The sequence below is a fragment of the Blautia sp. HCP3S3_B11 genome (assembly GCF_052064435.1).
Lineage (GTDB): Bacteria > Bacillota > Clostridia > Lachnospirales > Lachnospiraceae > Blautia_A.
Map to the genome: position 1 here is coordinate 1 of NZ_JBQHVP010000032.1, position 15,164 is coordinate 15,164.

General features: G+C 38.1%; 16 protein-coding genes, 1 pseudogene and 1 riboswitch. Of the genes and pseudogenes, 11 read left to right on the forward strand and 6 right to left on the reverse strand.

Translation table 11 applies throughout. From position 1 onward, the window contains the following. Positions 1-34: 34 nt before the first annotated feature. Entirely contained in the window at positions 35-529 is a 495-nt protein-coding gene (locus ACTNC0_RS17580; protein ID WP_441088403.1) for a fibronectin type III domain-containing protein, read from the reverse strand. Between the two features lie 196 nt (positions 530-725). On the opposite strand from ACTNC0_RS17580, the pseudogene ACTNC0_RS17585 reads away from it, so the two are divergent. The 3 genes and pseudogenes from ACTNC0_RS17585 to ACTNC0_RS17595 form a co-directional block, all read left to right on the forward strand. Then, a pseudogene (locus tag ACTNC0_RS17585) lies at positions 726-959 on the forward strand (prealbumin-like fold domain-containing protein); the annotation flags it as partial. Positions 960-968: 9 nt separating this feature from the next. Next, a complete protein-coding gene (locus ACTNC0_RS17590; RefSeq protein WP_294696741.1) occupies positions 969-1,223 on the forward strand; it encodes an LPXTG cell wall anchor domain-containing protein in 255 nt (84 codons plus the stop codon). Positions 1,224-1,280: 57 nt separating this feature from the next. Then, a complete protein-coding gene (locus ACTNC0_RS17595; protein ID WP_441088404.1) occupies positions 1,281-1,628 on the forward strand; it encodes a hypothetical protein in 348 nt (115 codons plus the stop codon). 207 nt (positions 1,629-1,835) lie between these two features. Here the strand turns inward: ACTNC0_RS17595 and ACTNC0_RS17600 are convergent, their stop codons facing one another. Then, positions 1,836-3,524 (reverse strand): CAP domain-containing protein, encoded by a 1,689-nt coding sequence (locus tag ACTNC0_RS17600; protein WP_441088405.1) that lies wholly within the window; start codon positions 3,522-3,524, stop codon positions 1,836-1,838. A gap of 215 nt (positions 3,525-3,739) precedes the next feature. Between ACTNC0_RS17600 and ACTNC0_RS17605 the strand changes: the two genes are divergently transcribed. From ACTNC0_RS17605 to ACTNC0_RS17615, 3 genes are all read left to right on the forward strand, one after another. After that, positions 3,740-4,036: a hypothetical protein gene (locus ACTNC0_RS17605; protein WP_441088406.1), complete on the forward strand. Its 297-nt coding sequence runs from the start codon at positions 3,740-3,742 to the stop codon at positions 4,034-4,036. Between the two features lie 281 nt (positions 4,037-4,317). Then, positions 4,318-4,788 (forward strand): hypothetical protein, encoded by a 471-nt coding sequence (locus tag ACTNC0_RS17610; RefSeq protein WP_441088407.1) that lies wholly within the window; start codon positions 4,318-4,320, stop codon positions 4,786-4,788. 12 nt (positions 4,789-4,800) lie between these two features. Further along, positions 4,801-5,712: a relaxase/mobilization nuclease domain-containing protein gene (locus ACTNC0_RS17615; RefSeq protein WP_441088408.1), complete on the forward strand. Its 912-nt coding sequence runs from the start codon at positions 4,801-4,803 to the stop codon at positions 5,710-5,712. 40 nt (positions 5,713-5,752) lie between these two features. Here the strand turns inward: ACTNC0_RS17615 and ACTNC0_RS17620 are convergent, their stop codons facing one another. Then, positions 5,753-6,175, reverse strand: a complete 423-nt coding sequence (locus ACTNC0_RS17620) for a single-stranded DNA-binding protein (RefSeq protein WP_441088409.1) — start codon at positions 6,173-6,175, stop codon at positions 5,753-5,755. A gap of 196 nt (positions 6,176-6,371) precedes the next feature. Here ACTNC0_RS17620 and ACTNC0_RS17625 point away from each other — a divergent pair, with 196 nt between their 5' ends. Next, positions 6,372-7,115, forward strand: coding sequence for a recombinase family protein (locus ACTNC0_RS17625; protein WP_441088410.1), 744 nt, complete (start codon positions 6,372-6,374; stop codon positions 7,113-7,115). Between the two features lie 41 nt (positions 7,116-7,156). On the opposite strand, the gene ACTNC0_RS17630 is transcribed toward ACTNC0_RS17625, so the two are convergent. Continuing rightward, positions 7,157-7,468, reverse strand: coding sequence for a type II toxin-antitoxin system RelE/ParE family toxin (locus tag ACTNC0_RS17630; protein ID WP_195567143.1), 312 nt, complete (start codon positions 7,466-7,468; stop codon positions 7,157-7,159). Then, a complete protein-coding gene (locus ACTNC0_RS17635) occupies positions 7,465-7,743 on the reverse strand; it encodes a type II toxin-antitoxin system Phd/YefM family antitoxin (protein ID WP_173683959.1) in 279 nt (92 codons plus the stop codon). Before ACTNC0_RS17635 ends, ACTNC0_RS17630 begins: the two co-directional genes overlap by 4 nt. 215 nt (positions 7,744-7,958) lie before the next feature. On the opposite strand from ACTNC0_RS17635, the gene ACTNC0_RS17640 reads away from it, so the two are divergent. The 4 genes from ACTNC0_RS17640 (at position 7,959) to ACTNC0_RS17655 (ending at position 12,512) form a co-directional block, all read left to right on the forward strand. Further along, the gene (locus tag ACTNC0_RS17640) at positions 7,959-8,174 is read left to right on the forward strand and encodes a helix-turn-helix domain-containing protein (RefSeq protein ID WP_173683958.1); all 216 of its coding nucleotides are present in this window, start codon (positions 7,959-7,961) and stop codon (positions 8,172-8,174) included. Positions 8,175-8,681: 507 nt separating this feature from the next. Continuing rightward, positions 8,682-9,173 carry an RNA polymerase sigma factor gene (locus tag ACTNC0_RS17645; protein WP_118585873.1) on the forward strand — a complete coding sequence of 164 codons (492 nt, stop codon included), beginning with the start codon at positions 8,682-8,684 and terminating at the stop codon, positions 9,171-9,173. A 5-nt stretch (positions 9,174-9,178) separates the two neighbouring features. Next, a complete protein-coding gene (locus ACTNC0_RS17650) occupies positions 9,179-11,035 on the forward strand; it encodes a hypothetical protein (protein WP_441088411.1) in 1,857 nt (618 codons plus the stop codon). A 128-nt stretch (positions 11,036-11,163) separates the two neighbouring features. Next, a riboswitch (Fluoride riboswitch) is annotated at positions 11,164-11,236 on the forward strand. A gap of 76 nt (positions 11,237-11,312) precedes the next feature. Further along, positions 11,313-12,512 (forward strand): cation:proton antiporter, encoded by a 1,200-nt coding sequence (locus ACTNC0_RS17655; RefSeq protein ID WP_441088412.1) that lies wholly within the window; start codon positions 11,313-11,315, stop codon positions 12,510-12,512. A gap of 260 nt (positions 12,513-12,772) precedes the next feature. On the opposite strand, the gene ACTNC0_RS17660 is transcribed toward ACTNC0_RS17655, so the two are convergent. Beyond that, complete coding sequence (locus ACTNC0_RS17660; protein ID WP_441088413.1) at positions 12,773-15,043, reverse strand: glycoside hydrolase family 3 C-terminal domain-containing protein; 2,271 nt, start codon at positions 15,041-15,043, stop codon at positions 12,773-12,775. Positions 15,044-15,164: the final 121 nt, after the last annotated feature.

A 15,164-nucleotide genomic window follows, 5' to 3' on the forward strand; every position in this document is an offset into this window, starting at 1 on the left:
AACAGTATCCAGACTGGGATGAAGAAGATTTTGACTATGAATAATGCGTTGTTTGGACATGACGAGAGTTAATTTTATAGGAAGTTAAGATTACTGCATCTGGCTTAGTAGAAGCAGATAATCCCTTGGTATTGTACTTACCGGATTTCTTGTACTTGCTGTTGTAAGCCTTTACTGTATAGTCATATTTTTGACCAACAATAATTGGATATTTACTGGAAGATTTGTGTGTGTAAGAACTTGCACTACTTTTTACACTTGCAATCTTCGTCCACTTCTTTGTACCGGACTTTCTGTAGTAAACGTAATAATTTGTTGCATTACTTGCCTTTTTCCAAGATACTTTAATCTTGTTGTAAGCCGTTGGCGAAACCTTATTTAACGTTACCGTCGAAGGTGTCTTAACGGTTGCAGCTTCAACAGTCTGTATAGTGCCAAATACAGATGCATCTGACATTACAGGAGCAGTTAAAGCAAGTGATGTGCTTGCAATTGCAATTGCAAATTTCTTTAAAATGTTCTTTTTCATCCTTTTTTCCCTTTCTCTAAAAATTTTTGAATACTCTCCCGTTCTGCTCTGTGTCGAAGATCGTATTCGAATTTGTTACCTATATTATAGATGCTTTCTTATCCATATTCAATACAAATCATATTTATACAGGATCGTATTTATACTGAATGTGTTCTTCGGCGCAGATCTGAACTAAAAATATGATGGAAAAACTCCACTGGAAGGTGTTGAGTTTGAACTGAAATTCGTAAAAGAGTCTGAAACAGCTACATCTGATAAACAGAGTGATTTTAAACGCCTGCTTAATGTTGGAGAAACCGCTAAGGCTACTACAGATGCAAATGGTGAAATTACATGGGAAAATCTTGACCAAGGTGATTATCAGATTACAGAAACAAAAACTGTACCGGGATATACCTTACTGAAAGACCCGATTAATGTAACTTTACCATTGCAGATGACAAAATCCAAAGCAGATGCTTATGGAAATGTAAACTTCAATGCAGCAAAAGAAGATAAGAATTATACAAAAAAATGGTTCTTCTTCGAATACAGCTTTGATATTACCAATACACCTATTCTGCATCTTCCAGAGACAGGTGCAACAGGTACATGGACGTATGGATTTGTTGGATTAGGAATTGCAATGGCAGCAGGTGCAGTCGGAATGGTTGTAACCAAATGTCGTAGACGTAAAAAACAAGATAAATAAGATTTGATACAGGGTGCTGCAGATGCGGCACCCTGTTTTGAAAAGGAGCTAAAGCGTATGAGTGTTGATGATATGATGAAGCAACATACAATTGTAGATATAAATGATTACATACATGTAATTGACGGGAAAGTCATCTGTTATGAACCTAATACAATTGATTTTGGAAGCGAAGAACAGGTGAAAAATCTTCTGGATATTGCTACAAACCTATACCAAAATGGTTTCTATACAGAGGAATATGGACATGAGAATACAAGATTTGTCATTTCTGGCAGTAAGACATGTGTGGAAAAATACGGGAATATTGATGATATGACACATTTTCCATCAGAATTAAAGAAAAAAGTACGAGTTGCTATGGATGAATATAAATTACAGAAACGGGATTGCAAAATGGATTAAATTTTTGTATAGATAGAAAGTCAGGTGATAATGTATGACAAAATCTAAATACGGTCAGGTTGTCAATTTGGAACAATATTTACAGGATGGATGTTTGACAGAGCCATCTGATGATTAGGCAGACAGTTGAGCAGTAAAGAGCTAAAATGATTTGAAGTAAAATAAATAATCCCCACGGTATATACCGTGGGGATTTGTGCTGTATGATTATTTATCATTGGTTTTCCAAGATGCGAAGATACGTTCATTATTTGTTAAATTAAATTTGTTAAGTTTTTCTCCGTATTCATCTATCCAGCCAGTAAATGTAAATCCATCTTTTACAGGTACTGGTAATTCGGCAGTTTTAATTGGCATTTTTTGCGGATATGTGAATACATATGTGCTCACATTATTCAATGTTGGGAAAGTACCACCATTTGCATTAACAGTTAATGTACATTTTGCATCAGGATTTTCAGAAAATTCCTGAACATAAAACCATCCGCCATTTTCTTTCTTACATACAGCAACGCCAAGATATTTGGCATTTACATCCAACATGGTCCATCTATGACCATCACTGTTCATTAATCCTTTTATGATTGTTGTTACTGATGAGCCACCGCATCCGATGTTTTCCATACCACCAGATACACCGTTTTCGTATAATGCCGTGATAGAACTTGTACCATCCGGTCTTGTATGAGAGAAACTAATTGTAATTTCTTTTGCACGAACTTGAGCAGCTTTTGTTAATCCTGCGTGATACTGCAACGCATTTAGACCAGCTTTTACACGCTCCTGATTGGTTAAGTCAAACAGTTCCTGCGTCATTTGCTCAATGGATGGTGTTGGTTCTGGTGTTGGCGTAGCGGTCGGAGTCGGAGCAGGAGTCTCGGTTGGCTTTGGAGTAGCTGTTGGTTCCGGCTTCTTTGTTGGCTCCGGAGACGGTGTAACAGGTTTTGGTGTCTCTGTCGGCTGTGGTTTTTCAGTCGGTTTTGGAGTTGGCTGTTCCGGTTTAGTTGTTGGCTTTGGAGTATCCGTAGGCTTCGGTGTAGCAGTAGGCTGCGGTGTTGTTGTCGGTTTCGGACTTGGAGTCGCAGTCGGTAATGGTGTAGGCGTAACTGTTGGTTTCGGGCTTTCTGTAGGTGCAGGAGTCGCTGTTGGCTTTGGTGTAGCAGTAGGCTTCGGAGATTCTGGAACGGTGGCTGTTAAACCAGTCTTATCATAGCTGCCCCATAATTTAGCATTTTTGTTATAGGCTTTTACCGTGTAAACGTAGGTTTCACCCTGAAGCAAATCAATGGAATTTGTCTGTACATGGGTATAATAGGTTTTTGTGGTATCGCCCAATTTGTGCCAGCTGTAATCATCTTCTGCTTTGTAATAGACTCTGTATCCGGTTGCATATTTAGCATTTTTCCATGTAAGCGTAACCTTATCTGCATCGGCTCTTATACTGGACAACTGTACGGTTTCCGGAATAGCTGGGATACTAACAGTTAATCCTTTGGTGTTATATTTACCATATTTCTTGGATGTTTTGTTATAAGCCTTTACGGTGTAATCGTATTTTTTGTTTACTATAATTGGATATTTTGCAGAAGATTTGTGCGTATAAGCAGTTGCTGTACTTTTAACAGTTGCAATTTTTATCCATTTTTTAGTGCCAGATTTCCTGTAATAGATATAATAATTTGTTGCGTTAGATGCTTTCTTCCAAGTAATTGTTACTTTATTGGAAGCAGGTGTAGAAATTTTACTTAATTTTACAGTAGATGGTGTTTTTACTGTAGCTGCTTCAACAGTCTGTATAGTGCCAAATACAGATGCATCCGACATTACAGGAGCAGTTAAAGCAAGCGATGTACTTGCAATCGCAATTGCAAATTTCTTTAAAATATTCATTTTCATAGATTTATCCTCTTTTCTTTTTTGGACTTTTTGTATTCTCCCTCGTTTCACCTTTTTCAGAAAATTGATCTTGGAATATAACATTAATTATAGATGTAAAATTATCTATATTCAACCTTAAAAAAGTGTCCTATTTCTTTTTTAAAATAGTTTACATAATATAGAAATTATGGTAAACTAAACATAGATAAAAAACATGAAAAGAGGTGAAATTTATGCGAAAAAAGAATATGGATAATATCGAAAGAAAAATTGAAATAACTAGGGAGAAACTGGCAAATTTGGAAGAAGAATATAAAAAAGTTCTGGAAGAAAGATACGCAAAAATCGGAAAAGAATTTCATAACAAATTTTACAATTGCCCTAATTATGATATTTTTACAATGACAGATTCTCAAATTAGTTACTTTATTAATGAAGTTCGTAATCGCTATGATGCATATAATTGCTATGAAAATGAAAACGGATTTCGTATCTCTCCTGTTCAGGACAAAAATGTAAAATTCATCTGATCGGGAAGAGTTTGAGAAGGGCGAAAAGTTCGGAGAACTGCCCGTCTCAAGGACCAATTCGCGAAAGCGAATATTCTCCAGTGGTGGCACGGCAAGTGGTACCGCTGGAGTGGTCCAATTATATTTGGCTCCCGAAATTGCTGGATTTGCAGCAAATTTAGCAATGTTTTAAAATGCGCTAAAAGCATCTTGTGAGGGAGACAAATATAAACAACGGTACATTAGCGATAGGGAAGAACGTTATATTATAGATAGAATTTTTTAAGAAAGGATTTGCCATTATGAGATTGCATAATTTACACATTCGGGTAACAGCAGAAGAACGCGATTATATCGCTATCTTGGCTGAACATATGAACTGTTCTATGTCAAAATTGATCAGAATGCTGCTCTTTGATACAGACATGAAGAAAATTGTAAAAGATTATCAAGTGCAGAAAGAAGCGCAAAGGTTTGGTTCATTCTTCCACTGCGATTTGGATAAAAATACGATTGCGTACTTGGAAAACTATGCAACAGAACTGAATCAAAATACGCAACAAATAAGAAGAATTGGTACAAATGTTTCTGCTCTTATTCGGGACATTAGAGCTGGTATGATGCCGGGTACTCCGTCTGAAAAACAGATGTTGGATGAACGGTTAAGCTACATTATGTTTGCTGTTAATAAGGAGATGGAGAAACAGGGAAAACTTGCAGATATATTGCTGGACATTTTGGACGGTGTAGATATTAATGTTAAGATGGTTTAAAGGTGATTTTTTATGTATTCTGGCATTAGATCAAGTAAAAATGGGTACGCTTCTATTGCGTACCCGATGGTAGATAAAAAGCATCAAAAGGGTGCTAGAATTGGTGCTTTCAGATGCGGAAATGGTGTAATAGACACTGGAGATGCTAAAGGGATTCGAAAACAATTTGCAAGAGTTTGGAAGCGGGGAAACAGGAATGTTGGAGATATTCAAGCATACACACTTCTGTTCTCTTTTAGCAAAGATGAATTGAATCCTGAGAGTATGGGTTCATTGGATACCGCAGCAGATATTGTTGCAACCACTATTGAGAGAATTTATCCCGGACATCAATACACAATCGTTGCGCAATGTGACGGTAAATCTGGACTGGTACATTGTCATGCTTGCGTAAACGCATTAAATAGAAAAACATTAAAGGCGTGCAGAGGTCGGCAAACTTCTTACAATGTAATTCGAGAAGAAATAGAAAAGGAAATGGAATATTGGGGTATTTCGGTTGACCATGGAAAACAACACACTAAAGTCGAGAAAAAGCAGCAACAGCGAGCAGCAAAAATCCACAAGAATAATGAAGTTTCTTGGATAGACGAGCTGAGAAAAAGAATCCAGATCGCTGTACAACAAACTACGTCTTTTGCAGATTTGGAAGAAAATTTAAACCGATATGGTGTTAGAGTAACCCGAAAAACTAAGAGTAACTGGACATTCCAGTTGCAAGATGTAACGGAATTTCAAGGGAAGAAATCACGTGGAGACAAAATTTCACCAGAATTTATACCATCGCAACTAAGAAAAACAATAGACTTAAATTACCAGAATAGTCCACAAGCACGACATAAACTACGGGTACAGGAATCAGAAAAACTCTGTAACAGAATCATATCGGCAGATTCTAATAAAAGAAATGAATTGTATTATTGAAAAAAGAGCCTGATTCCGCTGTGGAGTCAGGCTTATATAATTATGCGGTTTTCTTAGATGTAGATTTTCTTTTGCCACTGCTATTCTTTCCTATAGCTTTGGCTGCCTGTCGCGCTGTTGTGGTTGTTTTGGACTCTTCAAAACTGATTCGCTCAATCTGCAATACAAGTCCGTAGACCATTTTGTTGGTGTTTTTATCTGTGTAGTTGTTATTTTTTACTGTATATGCAGCAGAAATTTTATCGCCTGCATGAATCATATCGAAAACTCCCAATTTTCTATCCACTGGTATAAAGGCTTCCAGTGGTAAAAATTGGGTACTTCGCTTACCATCCGTATTTTTGTAATTATCGCTTACTGCAAGGGTTATACGGATTTTTCTGCTGCCATCATTGTTCTGATAGATAAATGGGTCTGTTGTTAAACGTCCTGTCACGATACCATAATTATTTAAGTTAAGCATAAAAGTTCTCCTTTTTAATTATTTTTTTGCTGATGCAACCGTGGCACGTTACGTGCCAATATCTTTTTTTATAGAAATACAAAAACTTTCCATGGACAGAAAAGTCCTAAAACCATATGAAAAAAATTTAGTAACTGTATTTTTTAGATGTACGAAAACAAACGAACGTAAGAATTAAGACAGGGGGTATAAATTTATGAATTACACATGGGCGTATTGCCGTGTGAGTACACCGAAACAGTCCATCGAACGGCAAGTACGGAATGCACAAAATTATGATCCTGACTGTATTATTGTAAAAGAAATATATACGGGAACAAAATTTCAGGGACGAGAAGAGTTCCAGAAAATGCTTAAACGGGTAAAAACAGGCGATACCATTATTTTTGACAGTGTTAGCCGGATGAGTCGTAATGCCGAAGATGGCTACAAAACTTATATGGAATTATACAATAAGGGCATAAATCTGGTGTTTCTTAAAGAAAGGCATATTGATACAGATACATACAAAGAAAGTACAGAACAGCTTCAAAAAATGATGGGGCAAGAACTGCATATTTCCGATAACGATTTAAACGAAATGGTACGTGCGATTATGAAAGCACTGGAAAACTACCAGTTAAAAATGCTACAGAAAAATATCCAGCTTGCATTTCAGCAATCTCAAAAAGAAGTGACAGATTTGCAACAGCGTACCAAAGAGGGCTTAAAAACAGCTGTTCGGCATGGCAAAAAGCCGGGATTAGCAAAAGGAAGTAAGTTGGTAACTAAAAAATCAATACAAGCAAAGGCATATATTTTGAAACATAGTAAGTCTTTTGGTGGTGAACTGAATAACGAACAGTGCTGGAAACTGGCTGGCATTTCCAAGGACACATTCTATAAATACAAAAAAGAGCTAGAATTGGAAAATACACATAAAAAAATCCTTGCTGGGTGAGGCTGCCAGCAAGGATTTTTTTATGTGCTTGGAAATTCTTATTATAGTAGTTTCCGATATTCCCGTCTGCCGTCCACGACAGCATAAATCGTTATGATCTGCTGAGATTCGTTGACCTTGTAAAATACAAGATGCCGTTCCACAATCAGGACTCTGTAACCCTGTCGGCGCAAGGTTGCATAGTGGGGAACACTGCCAGAATACGGAAAATCCTTTAAATTGTTAATTGCCTTTTCAATTTTTTCCAGATAATTCAGTGCAATATCTACACTGCCAGAGTCATCGGCAATGTAGAAGATGATATCCCGGAGCTGTTCGTCTGCCTTATCTGTTCGCAAAATTTGGTAGCTCATCTGTTCCCCCTTGCTAATAATGCACTGCGGATATCGTCAAAAGTTTCCTGTACAGGTGCAACTCTGCCCTGTGCAACATCTTCTTCTGCATCAGCTAACGTACGTAACAGTTCCAGTTCTGCGGTCATCTGATTGTATTCCTGCAATCCCATGAGAACAGTATCGCCGATGCCGTTTTTGGTAATGATAACAGGGGTTCGTTCTTCACGGCATGTTCTGGAAATTTCGCTGTAATTGTTTCGTAATGCTGCGGATGGTCTGATAATTGCTTCCATATAATATTACCTCCCGTTCTTTGATAGTCATATTATATCATAATTTACATATGCCATTCAATAAATTTTATATTTTCAATTCCGAAAATATAATTACAAAATCAAAGTATTTACTTATAATCAACACTATGTTATTCTTTTTACAACATGGATGTTGTAGCGTTCATAGACGTTAAAAAAATCATGTTATCATTTCCAAAAAGAGGAGTGATGATGTGATTTCCTACGAGCCTTTTTGGAAAACAATTAATGAACGCAAAATAACAACTTACCAATTAATCTATAAACAGGGCATTTTACCTGATACAATACAAAGGTTACGTAGTGGCAAGACCATCACCACGCAGACGATTAATACACTTTGTTCTGTAATAAATTGTGAAGTGTCTGATATAATGAAATATGTACCAGATACAGATGATAAAAATTAAGTATAAAAATCCCACTCTATATATGATGATACAGAGTGGGTAATATAATAAGAAATATAACTTTCTATTAGCTGGTTACTTTCAAGTTATTTTAAATTGTTCCAGTGTCCAGAAATGGGAAAAAACGTGTTAAGATACCACCCAATACCCTCCTTTTTTAGAAAATCTAATCACATCTAATCATGTTGAATCTTAAAAAACATTGATTTTATGCGGGTTTACGGGTTTTTGGAAGAAGTTCGATTCTCTCATCCCCTGCTTCTAACGAGTCAGAAAGTCAGTGAAATCAAGGCTTTCTGGCTTTTTTGTTTTATTAAAAATGGAAAGGAACCAGATAAGTACCTTTTTTCAACCATAAATGAGCAAATTTGAAAATTGAGAATAAAAAGACATTGACGATCCATCTTCGATTGCCTGTGTCTTTTTTTGTATAAAATAAAAAATTTTTGAAAGGAACTGCCCATATTTCAAGTCTAATAGTTATAAAAATGAAAAGGGGGTATAAAAATGGATGCTTTGGTAACAGCAGCTAAAAACGGAGATAAAGAAGCGTTTGTTCAATTGATCCGGATGAATAAGCAGAGCTTATATAAAGCAGCCTGGGTTTATCTTCGGAACGAGCAAGACATTGCAGATGCACTGCAAAATGCAATCCTGTCCTGTTATGAAAATATACAGGGACTGAGAGAAGTGAAATATTTTAAGACTTGGCTGATTCGGATTCTGATAAACGAATGTAAAGACATTCTCCGTCAAAAGAACCGTGACACAGAACTGGAAAATTTTGAAGAAGGTATACATTGTGAAGACCTGGATCTTTGTGAATGGAAGCAATTGCTTTTATGTCTTGATGAAGAAAGTAGGAAAATTGTAGAACTCTATTATTTTGATGAATTTTCTGTAAAGGAAATAGGTGTTCTTCTTGAAATGAACAGCAATACCGTATCAACTAAACTTTCCAGGGCAAGAGCAAAATTAAAAAGGGTGATTAGGAGGTGATGGATATGAATGAAAAAGAAATCAGAAAAATTTTAAAAGAAGAAACTGAGATACCCGATAATATTGATAAAGCTATGGAAGATGTTCTGAATGGAATTTTAGATTCTCCAGATGAGAGAATTGGTAACACGAATAATTTAGTCATAAAACCAGATGAAAGAAGAAAGAAAAGTTCAGGGAATAAGAAAAAAATAATTCGGATTCTTCTTCCGGTGGCTGCTGTATTAGGCATTAGCACCGGTGTACTTGCAACAAAACTTGGATGGCTTCATAAAGAACTGGAGCAGCAGGGTGTTACTGGACAGGAAACTGCCCAAATGATTGTTACAGAACCTGATTCATATGCAGAAAATGTAGAAGATATGACTTCTTATCATATAACTCCTGAGGAGATGGATTGGAGACAGTCTATGCTTTCTATTACAGAAGCTTATTTTGATGGCAGTAGTTTAAGCTTTCTGGGCGAACCTTCAAACGAGGCGAGGAACTATATGATCAGTTGCAGGGACCATGCGACAGTGAATGGAGAAGATGCACTTGCATCTTTGAATAAGATAGACGGGGAAAATCTCTATTATGGGCATATTACTCTGTATGATGATGCATTGACAGAAAAAATATTAAAAGAAGATTCCAAGGTAGAGCTTTCCATGACCATTCAGGCATATCCGGATTATAACGGTAAGATTTATTACACCTGGAAAGATTATAAAGTTTACGAAAAAATTTTTAAAACTGGTTCTTTTACAGATTCAGAAGGAATGCTCTCTTATGCACTGCCTGCGGAGGATGTTTACAGAGGATATACGCCTCAGACTCTTACGTTAACCCTTCCATTAAATAATGAAGTACGGGATATCATAGAAAAATACAGGAAAGAAGGAAAGTTGCTAGCTGAAGATACTGGAGTAGAACCCACTTCGGATTCTCTGGATGAGAGTACGCAGGAAACAACAGGTTTAGAAAATTCTTTAGATTCTACGGAAGTAAATGAAAAACATGATTCAGAAACAACAGTGTTACAGGTAAATGAAAACCATGTAATAGCTTCTCTGCAGGGAAAATCAGGAACGCTTACGATAGAGGCCGATATTATCGGAAGTACCTCCGATGTTTCGAAAGGAATCCTGGAAAAATGTAATGTATCAGAGGAAGAAATCCGCTCCTGGTTTGGTGGGAAAGATGGCTGGGAAAAATCTGTGACAGACGAAATGGTCTGGGAAAATAAAGAAAAAGGACTGCAGTTATTCGTTTCAGACGGAATGATACAGTGTGATGGATTAAGTGAAAAAGACCTGGGATCTTTAGGAAAAAGTACGGAAGATGAGGAATTAAATATTATAAATCAGCTGCTTTCCAGAGCTAATTTAACTGGAACTTCTGTAAGAAAATCAATCAGCGACATGGAAGTAGGATATGATTATTATGACACGGAAATTCTGCTGAATGGAGTATTGGTGGGTGGACTTTCCCAGCATTATTATCGGGGAAATACAGGTTTTGGCCCTGAACTTGAAGATTGCTTTTTTAATATGCCGATTCCACTTCAAGTGAAAGAGGAAGAATCAGTTACTATGCTTCCTATGGAAGAAATTCTAAAATCAGTGGAACAATATGTAAAAGACGGGAAAATCGGTTTTTTTACAGAACAGAATGATACAGGGGAAACGGAATCAACCACGATTCCAGTTACAAAAATCTGTCTGGAATATTATATTGATGAAACTGCAGAGGGAATCGTTTACAGGCCTGTCTGGAGTTTCCGCTGCCCTTACCAGTGGAAAGATTCTCCGGACGAACAGGAATTATTTTACATAGATGGAGAAACTGGGGCATTGATTCGGGATGCGTTTGGCTGGTAGGTATAAAAAAGAACGGTGTTGTAATAACCGCGGATATGGTTTCAGTCTGGGGGATTCCATCGAAACCTGTAAGGTGATTTTCCAGTAACACTACTTGACAAAAGAAAACACAGGTAGTATGATAAACAGGAATTTTGGGGAATGAAGTTCTCCCCAGGGAAACCAAAACCGCTGATTTAAGCTGATGACTTCTACGATTAATTAATAAGCAATGTTAATTGATCGCAGAAGGTGTCAGCTTTTTTTGTGTGGAAAACAAAAAGAAGGAGAAATATCAATGTTAACATCACTATCATTTATTTTTCTGGTAGGTCTGGCAATGGGAGCAATCTGCCAGAAATTGAAACTGCCACGTATTATCGGAATGCTTGCAACTGGAATCGTGCTGGGACCGTATGTCCTGGATCTTCTTGATCCAAGCATTCTCTCTATCTCAGCTGACCTGAGAAAAATGGCGCTGATCATCATCCTGTTAAAGGCAGGATTATCCCTGAATCTGGATGATTTAAAGAAAGTAGGCAGACCTGCGATTATGATGTCTTTTGTACCGGCATCTTTTGAAATTATCGGTTATTTATTATTTGCACCGTCTATTCTGGGAATCACCAGAGTAGAAGCTGCAGTTATGGGATCTGTGCTTGCTGCGGTATCTCCTGCAGTCGTTGTACCGAGAATGGTTCAGCTGATGGAGACGAAATACGGAACAGAGAAAGCGATTCCACAGATGATCATGGCTGGAGCATCTTGCGACGACATCTTTGTTATCGTATTATTTACGACATTTTTAAGCATGGCACAGGGCGGCAGTGCAGACATCAAGGCATTTGCAAATATCCCGATTTCAATCATCCTTGGAATTATTCTTGGTGCGATCGTAGGCTACCTGCTATATTTGTTTTTCGAGACGGCTTATGCGAAGAAACATTATGTAAGAAACAGCATGAAAGTAATCATTGTTCTTGGATTCTCTTTTTTGCTGATCGCAATTGAAAGCTGGCTGGAAGGAAAAATTGCAGTATCCGGGTTACTTGCAGTTGTAAGTATGGCATGTGTTCTGAAAATGAAATGCACAGCTTTTGTATCTAAGAGACTGTCAGAGAAATTCGGAAAACTATGGCTTGCCGCAGAGGTAATTCTTTTTGTTTTGGTAGGTGCTGCAGTTGATATCCGTTATACACTGGAAGCAGGAATTGCAGCAGTTGCGATGATCTTTGTAGCACTAATCTTCAGGTCTTTTGGCGTATTGCTCTGCACAGTGAAAACAAATCTATCTGCAAAAGAAAGGGCTTTTTGTGTTGTTGCATACCTTCCGAAAGCAACGGTACAGGCAGCAATTGGCTCTGTTCCCTTTGCAGCAGGATTGCCGTGCGGAAAAATTGTACTTTCCGTAGCTGTTATGGCAATTATTATCACAGCTCCACTGGGGGCTTTTGGCATGGATCTTACTTATAAAAAAATTCTGACAAGAGAAAAATAAAGGTGCAGTTAACAGAGTGCAAGATAATATAAAATATACAAGGAATAGCTATTTGACAAATACAATAATCTTTGAGATTCATCATAATTAAAGTAAAGGATATACATATTAATAAAAAAGCTACTGCACAATCTGGAATATTTTTCCGGATGTATATGTAGTAGCTTTTACTTATATGGAGTAATATATCATGCAAAATTATTCTAAAGTAATATTCCACATGAAATAAGATAAATAGCAGAGTAAATACTTTAAGGTTATTAACATAATGCCTGCAGTTTATCAATGATCTCCTGGATTTCAGCACGTGAGAATCCGCCAAAGCTGCACAGAGAACGAAGCGGCATGGAATCAGTCATTGCTTCTACCATTTCCTCGGAGATGGCTTCTGCAGCAGATTCAGAAGCAGTTTCGCTTCCGCCGTTCATTGCAGAGAGATATTTAGATGTTAACTCTTTTGCAGTTTCTTTTGTTTTAGGATAGCGGAGCAGCTCTCCAAGTGTGGTATTCATGTGAACATGCATCGGAATCACCTGGCTGCTGGAGAGTTCGATGGTTTCAGAGAGACGGATATCTCTGGAAGATGCACCGACCAGGATCTCATATTTGCCGCTTGCTGCATACCAGTCATGTAATTCAGTATTGTACCATGCAAAGCTGCGCTTATCCAGTTCCATGGTAACTGTTTTGGTTTCACCAGAAGTAAGCTGAACTTTCTCAAAGCCTTTCAGTTCTTTTTCGGGACGGATTGCAGAGGAAGTCATATCTTTGACATAGAGCTGGACAACTTCTTTTCCTGCAACGCTGCCTGTATTTGTCACATCTACAGAAATAGAGATGGTATCTTTTTCTGTCGGAGTTGTGTTTGAAATCTGCAGATTGCTGTATGCAAAAGTAGTATAGGAGAGTCCGTATCCGAATGGATAAGCAACTTTCATCTGCTTGGTATCATAATAACGATATCCTACAAATACACCTTCACGATATTCCACTTTATCGCCGCCGCCGAAGTTCAGGTAGGATGGATTGTCAGCCAGTTTCACCGGAATTGTTTCAGCCAGTTTACCGCTTGGATTCACAACACCATAGAGGATATTTGCAACAGCAGCACCACCTGCCTGTCCGCCAAGGTAAGCTTCCAGAATGCCTTTCACATCATTGATCCATGGCATTTCCACAGGAGAACCATTGTGAAGAACGACCACAGTATTTGGCTGAACTTCTAGGATCTCACCAATAAGACGGTTCTGGCATTCAGGCAGTTTCATATGAGAACGGTCATATCCTTCAGACTCAAAACTGTCCGGAAGTCCGGCGAAGATCACAACCTTATCAGCAGCTTTTGCAGCCTGAACTGCTTCAGCAGCCAGCTTTTCATCATATGAATCTTTATCAGCAGGAAATCCTTCTGCGTAAGTAACCTGTGCATCAGCAGGAACAGATTCCAGTGCATTGGCAATTTTAAAGCAGTTAATATGAGAACTTCCGCCGCCCTGGAAACGCGGTTTTTTGGCAAAACCACCTACAAAAGCTACTTTTTCAGAGGCTTTCAGAGGCAGGATCTGGTCTGCGTTTTTCAGAAGGACCATAGATTCTTCTGCAATACGGCGTGCCTCTTCATGGTCTTTTTCCATGGTAAATTCCTGCGGTGCACGGTGGTCGGCATATTTGTAAATAATATTCAGGATACGTTCTACAGCATGATCCAGAACTTCTTCTTTCAGGGCTCCGTTCTTTACAGCTTCAATAATCAGAGCATCGTTTGTTCCGTTGGAACCTGGCATCTCCAGTTCCAGTCCAGCTTCCAGACCCTTCACACGGTCATTGACAGCACCCCAATCAGACATAACATATCCTTCAAATCCCCAGTCATTGCGGAGAACATCGGTAAGAAGCCATTTGTTCTCGGAAGCAAAAGTACCGTTAATCTGATTGTAGGAGCACATAAATGTATATGGCTGAGCCTTTTTTACAGCAGTTTCAAATGCTGGGAAATAAATTTCGCGGAGTGTTCTTTCATCTGCTTCGGAAGAATTACTCATGCGGTGATATTCCTGATTGTTAGCTGCAAAATGCTTGATGGAAGTTCCCACATGCTGGGATTGTACACCATTGATAAATGCAGCAGCAATTTCACCTGCAAGGTATGGATCTTCTGAATAGTATTCGAAGTTTCTTCCGCAGAGCGGAGAACGTTTAATATTGACAGCAGGTCCTAAGACAACAGATACGTCATTTGCCTGAGCTTCTCTGCCAATAGTCTTGCCCATGGATTCCATTAAGTTACGGTCAAAAGAGCAGGCACTTAAAGCAGCAGGAGGGAAGCAGACTGCTTTGATACTGTCGTTCATTCCAAGATGATCTCCTTTGTCATCCTGCTTACGAAGCCCGTGAGGACCGTCACTTACCATTACCTCCGGGATTCCAAGTCTTTCCACGCTTTTCAGATGCCAGAAATCAAGCCCTGAGCACATGCCTGCTTTTTCTTCCAGAGTCATCTGGCTGATGATTTTCTTTAAATCACGATGCATAATAAATTCCTCCATAAGTTTATTAATATATTGTGAACTTCCATGATAATTAACTCTCGTTTGTATCAGAAAAGGTAATGAAGATGGTAAAAATCCCTTGATTTCAGTGAAAAAATGCGAT

What these genes read in the sequence shown, in the direction of transcription:
- ACTNC0_RS17635 (WP_173683959.1), bottom strand. Translation starts at nt 7,743, where the DNA reads ATGGAAGCAATTATCAGACCATCCGCAGCATTACGAAACAATTACAGC.
- ACTNC0_RS17625 (WP_441088410.1), top strand. Translation starts at nt 6,372, where the DNA reads ATGAATTACACATGGGCGTATTGCCGTGTGAGTACACCGAAACAGTCC.
- ACTNC0_RS17615 (WP_441088408.1), top strand. Translation starts at nt 4,801, where the DNA reads ATGTATTCTGGCATTAGATCAAGTAAAAATGGGTACGCTTCTATTGCG.
- ACTNC0_RS17590 (WP_294696741.1), top strand. Translation starts at nt 969, where the DNA reads ATGACAAAATCCAAAGCAGATGCTTATGGAAATGTAAACTTCAATGCA.
- ACTNC0_RS17650 (WP_441088411.1), top strand. Translation starts at nt 9,179, where the DNA reads ATGAATGAAAAAGAAATCAGAAAAATTTTAAAAGAAGAAACTGAGATA.
- ACTNC0_RS17630 (WP_195567143.1), bottom strand. Translation starts at nt 7,468, where the DNA reads ATGAGCTACCAAATTTTGCGAACAGATAAGGCAGACGAACAGCTCCGG.
- ACTNC0_RS17595 (WP_441088404.1), top strand. Translation starts at nt 1,281, where the DNA reads ATGAGTGTTGATGATATGATGAAGCAACATACAATTGTAGATATAAAT.
- ACTNC0_RS17660 (WP_441088413.1), bottom strand. Translation starts at nt 15,043, where the DNA reads ATGCATCGTGATTTAAAGAAAATCATCAGCCAGATGACTCTGGAAGAA.
- ACTNC0_RS17605 (WP_441088406.1), top strand. Translation starts at nt 3,740, where the DNA reads ATGCGAAAAAAGAATATGGATAATATCGAAAGAAAAATTGAAATAACT.
- ACTNC0_RS17655 (WP_441088412.1), top strand. Translation starts at nt 11,313, where the DNA reads ATGTTAACATCACTATCATTTATTTTTCTGGTAGGTCTGGCAATGGGA.
- ACTNC0_RS17610 (WP_441088407.1), top strand. Translation starts at nt 4,318, where the DNA reads ATGAGATTGCATAATTTACACATTCGGGTAACAGCAGAAGAACGCGAT.
- ACTNC0_RS17600 (WP_441088405.1), bottom strand. Translation starts at nt 3,524, where the DNA reads ATGAAAATGAATATTTTAAAGAAATTTGCAATTGCGATTGCAAGTACA.
- ACTNC0_RS17580 (WP_441088403.1), bottom strand. Translation starts at nt 529, where the DNA reads ATGAAAAAGAACATTTTAAAGAAATTTGCAATTGCAATTGCAAGCACA.
- ACTNC0_RS17645 (WP_118585873.1), top strand. Translation starts at nt 8,682, where the DNA reads ATGGATGCTTTGGTAACAGCAGCTAAAAACGGAGATAAAGAAGCGTTT.
- ACTNC0_RS17620 (WP_441088409.1), bottom strand. Translation starts at nt 6,175, where the DNA reads ATGCTTAACTTAAATAATTATGGTATCGTGACAGGACGTTTAACAACA.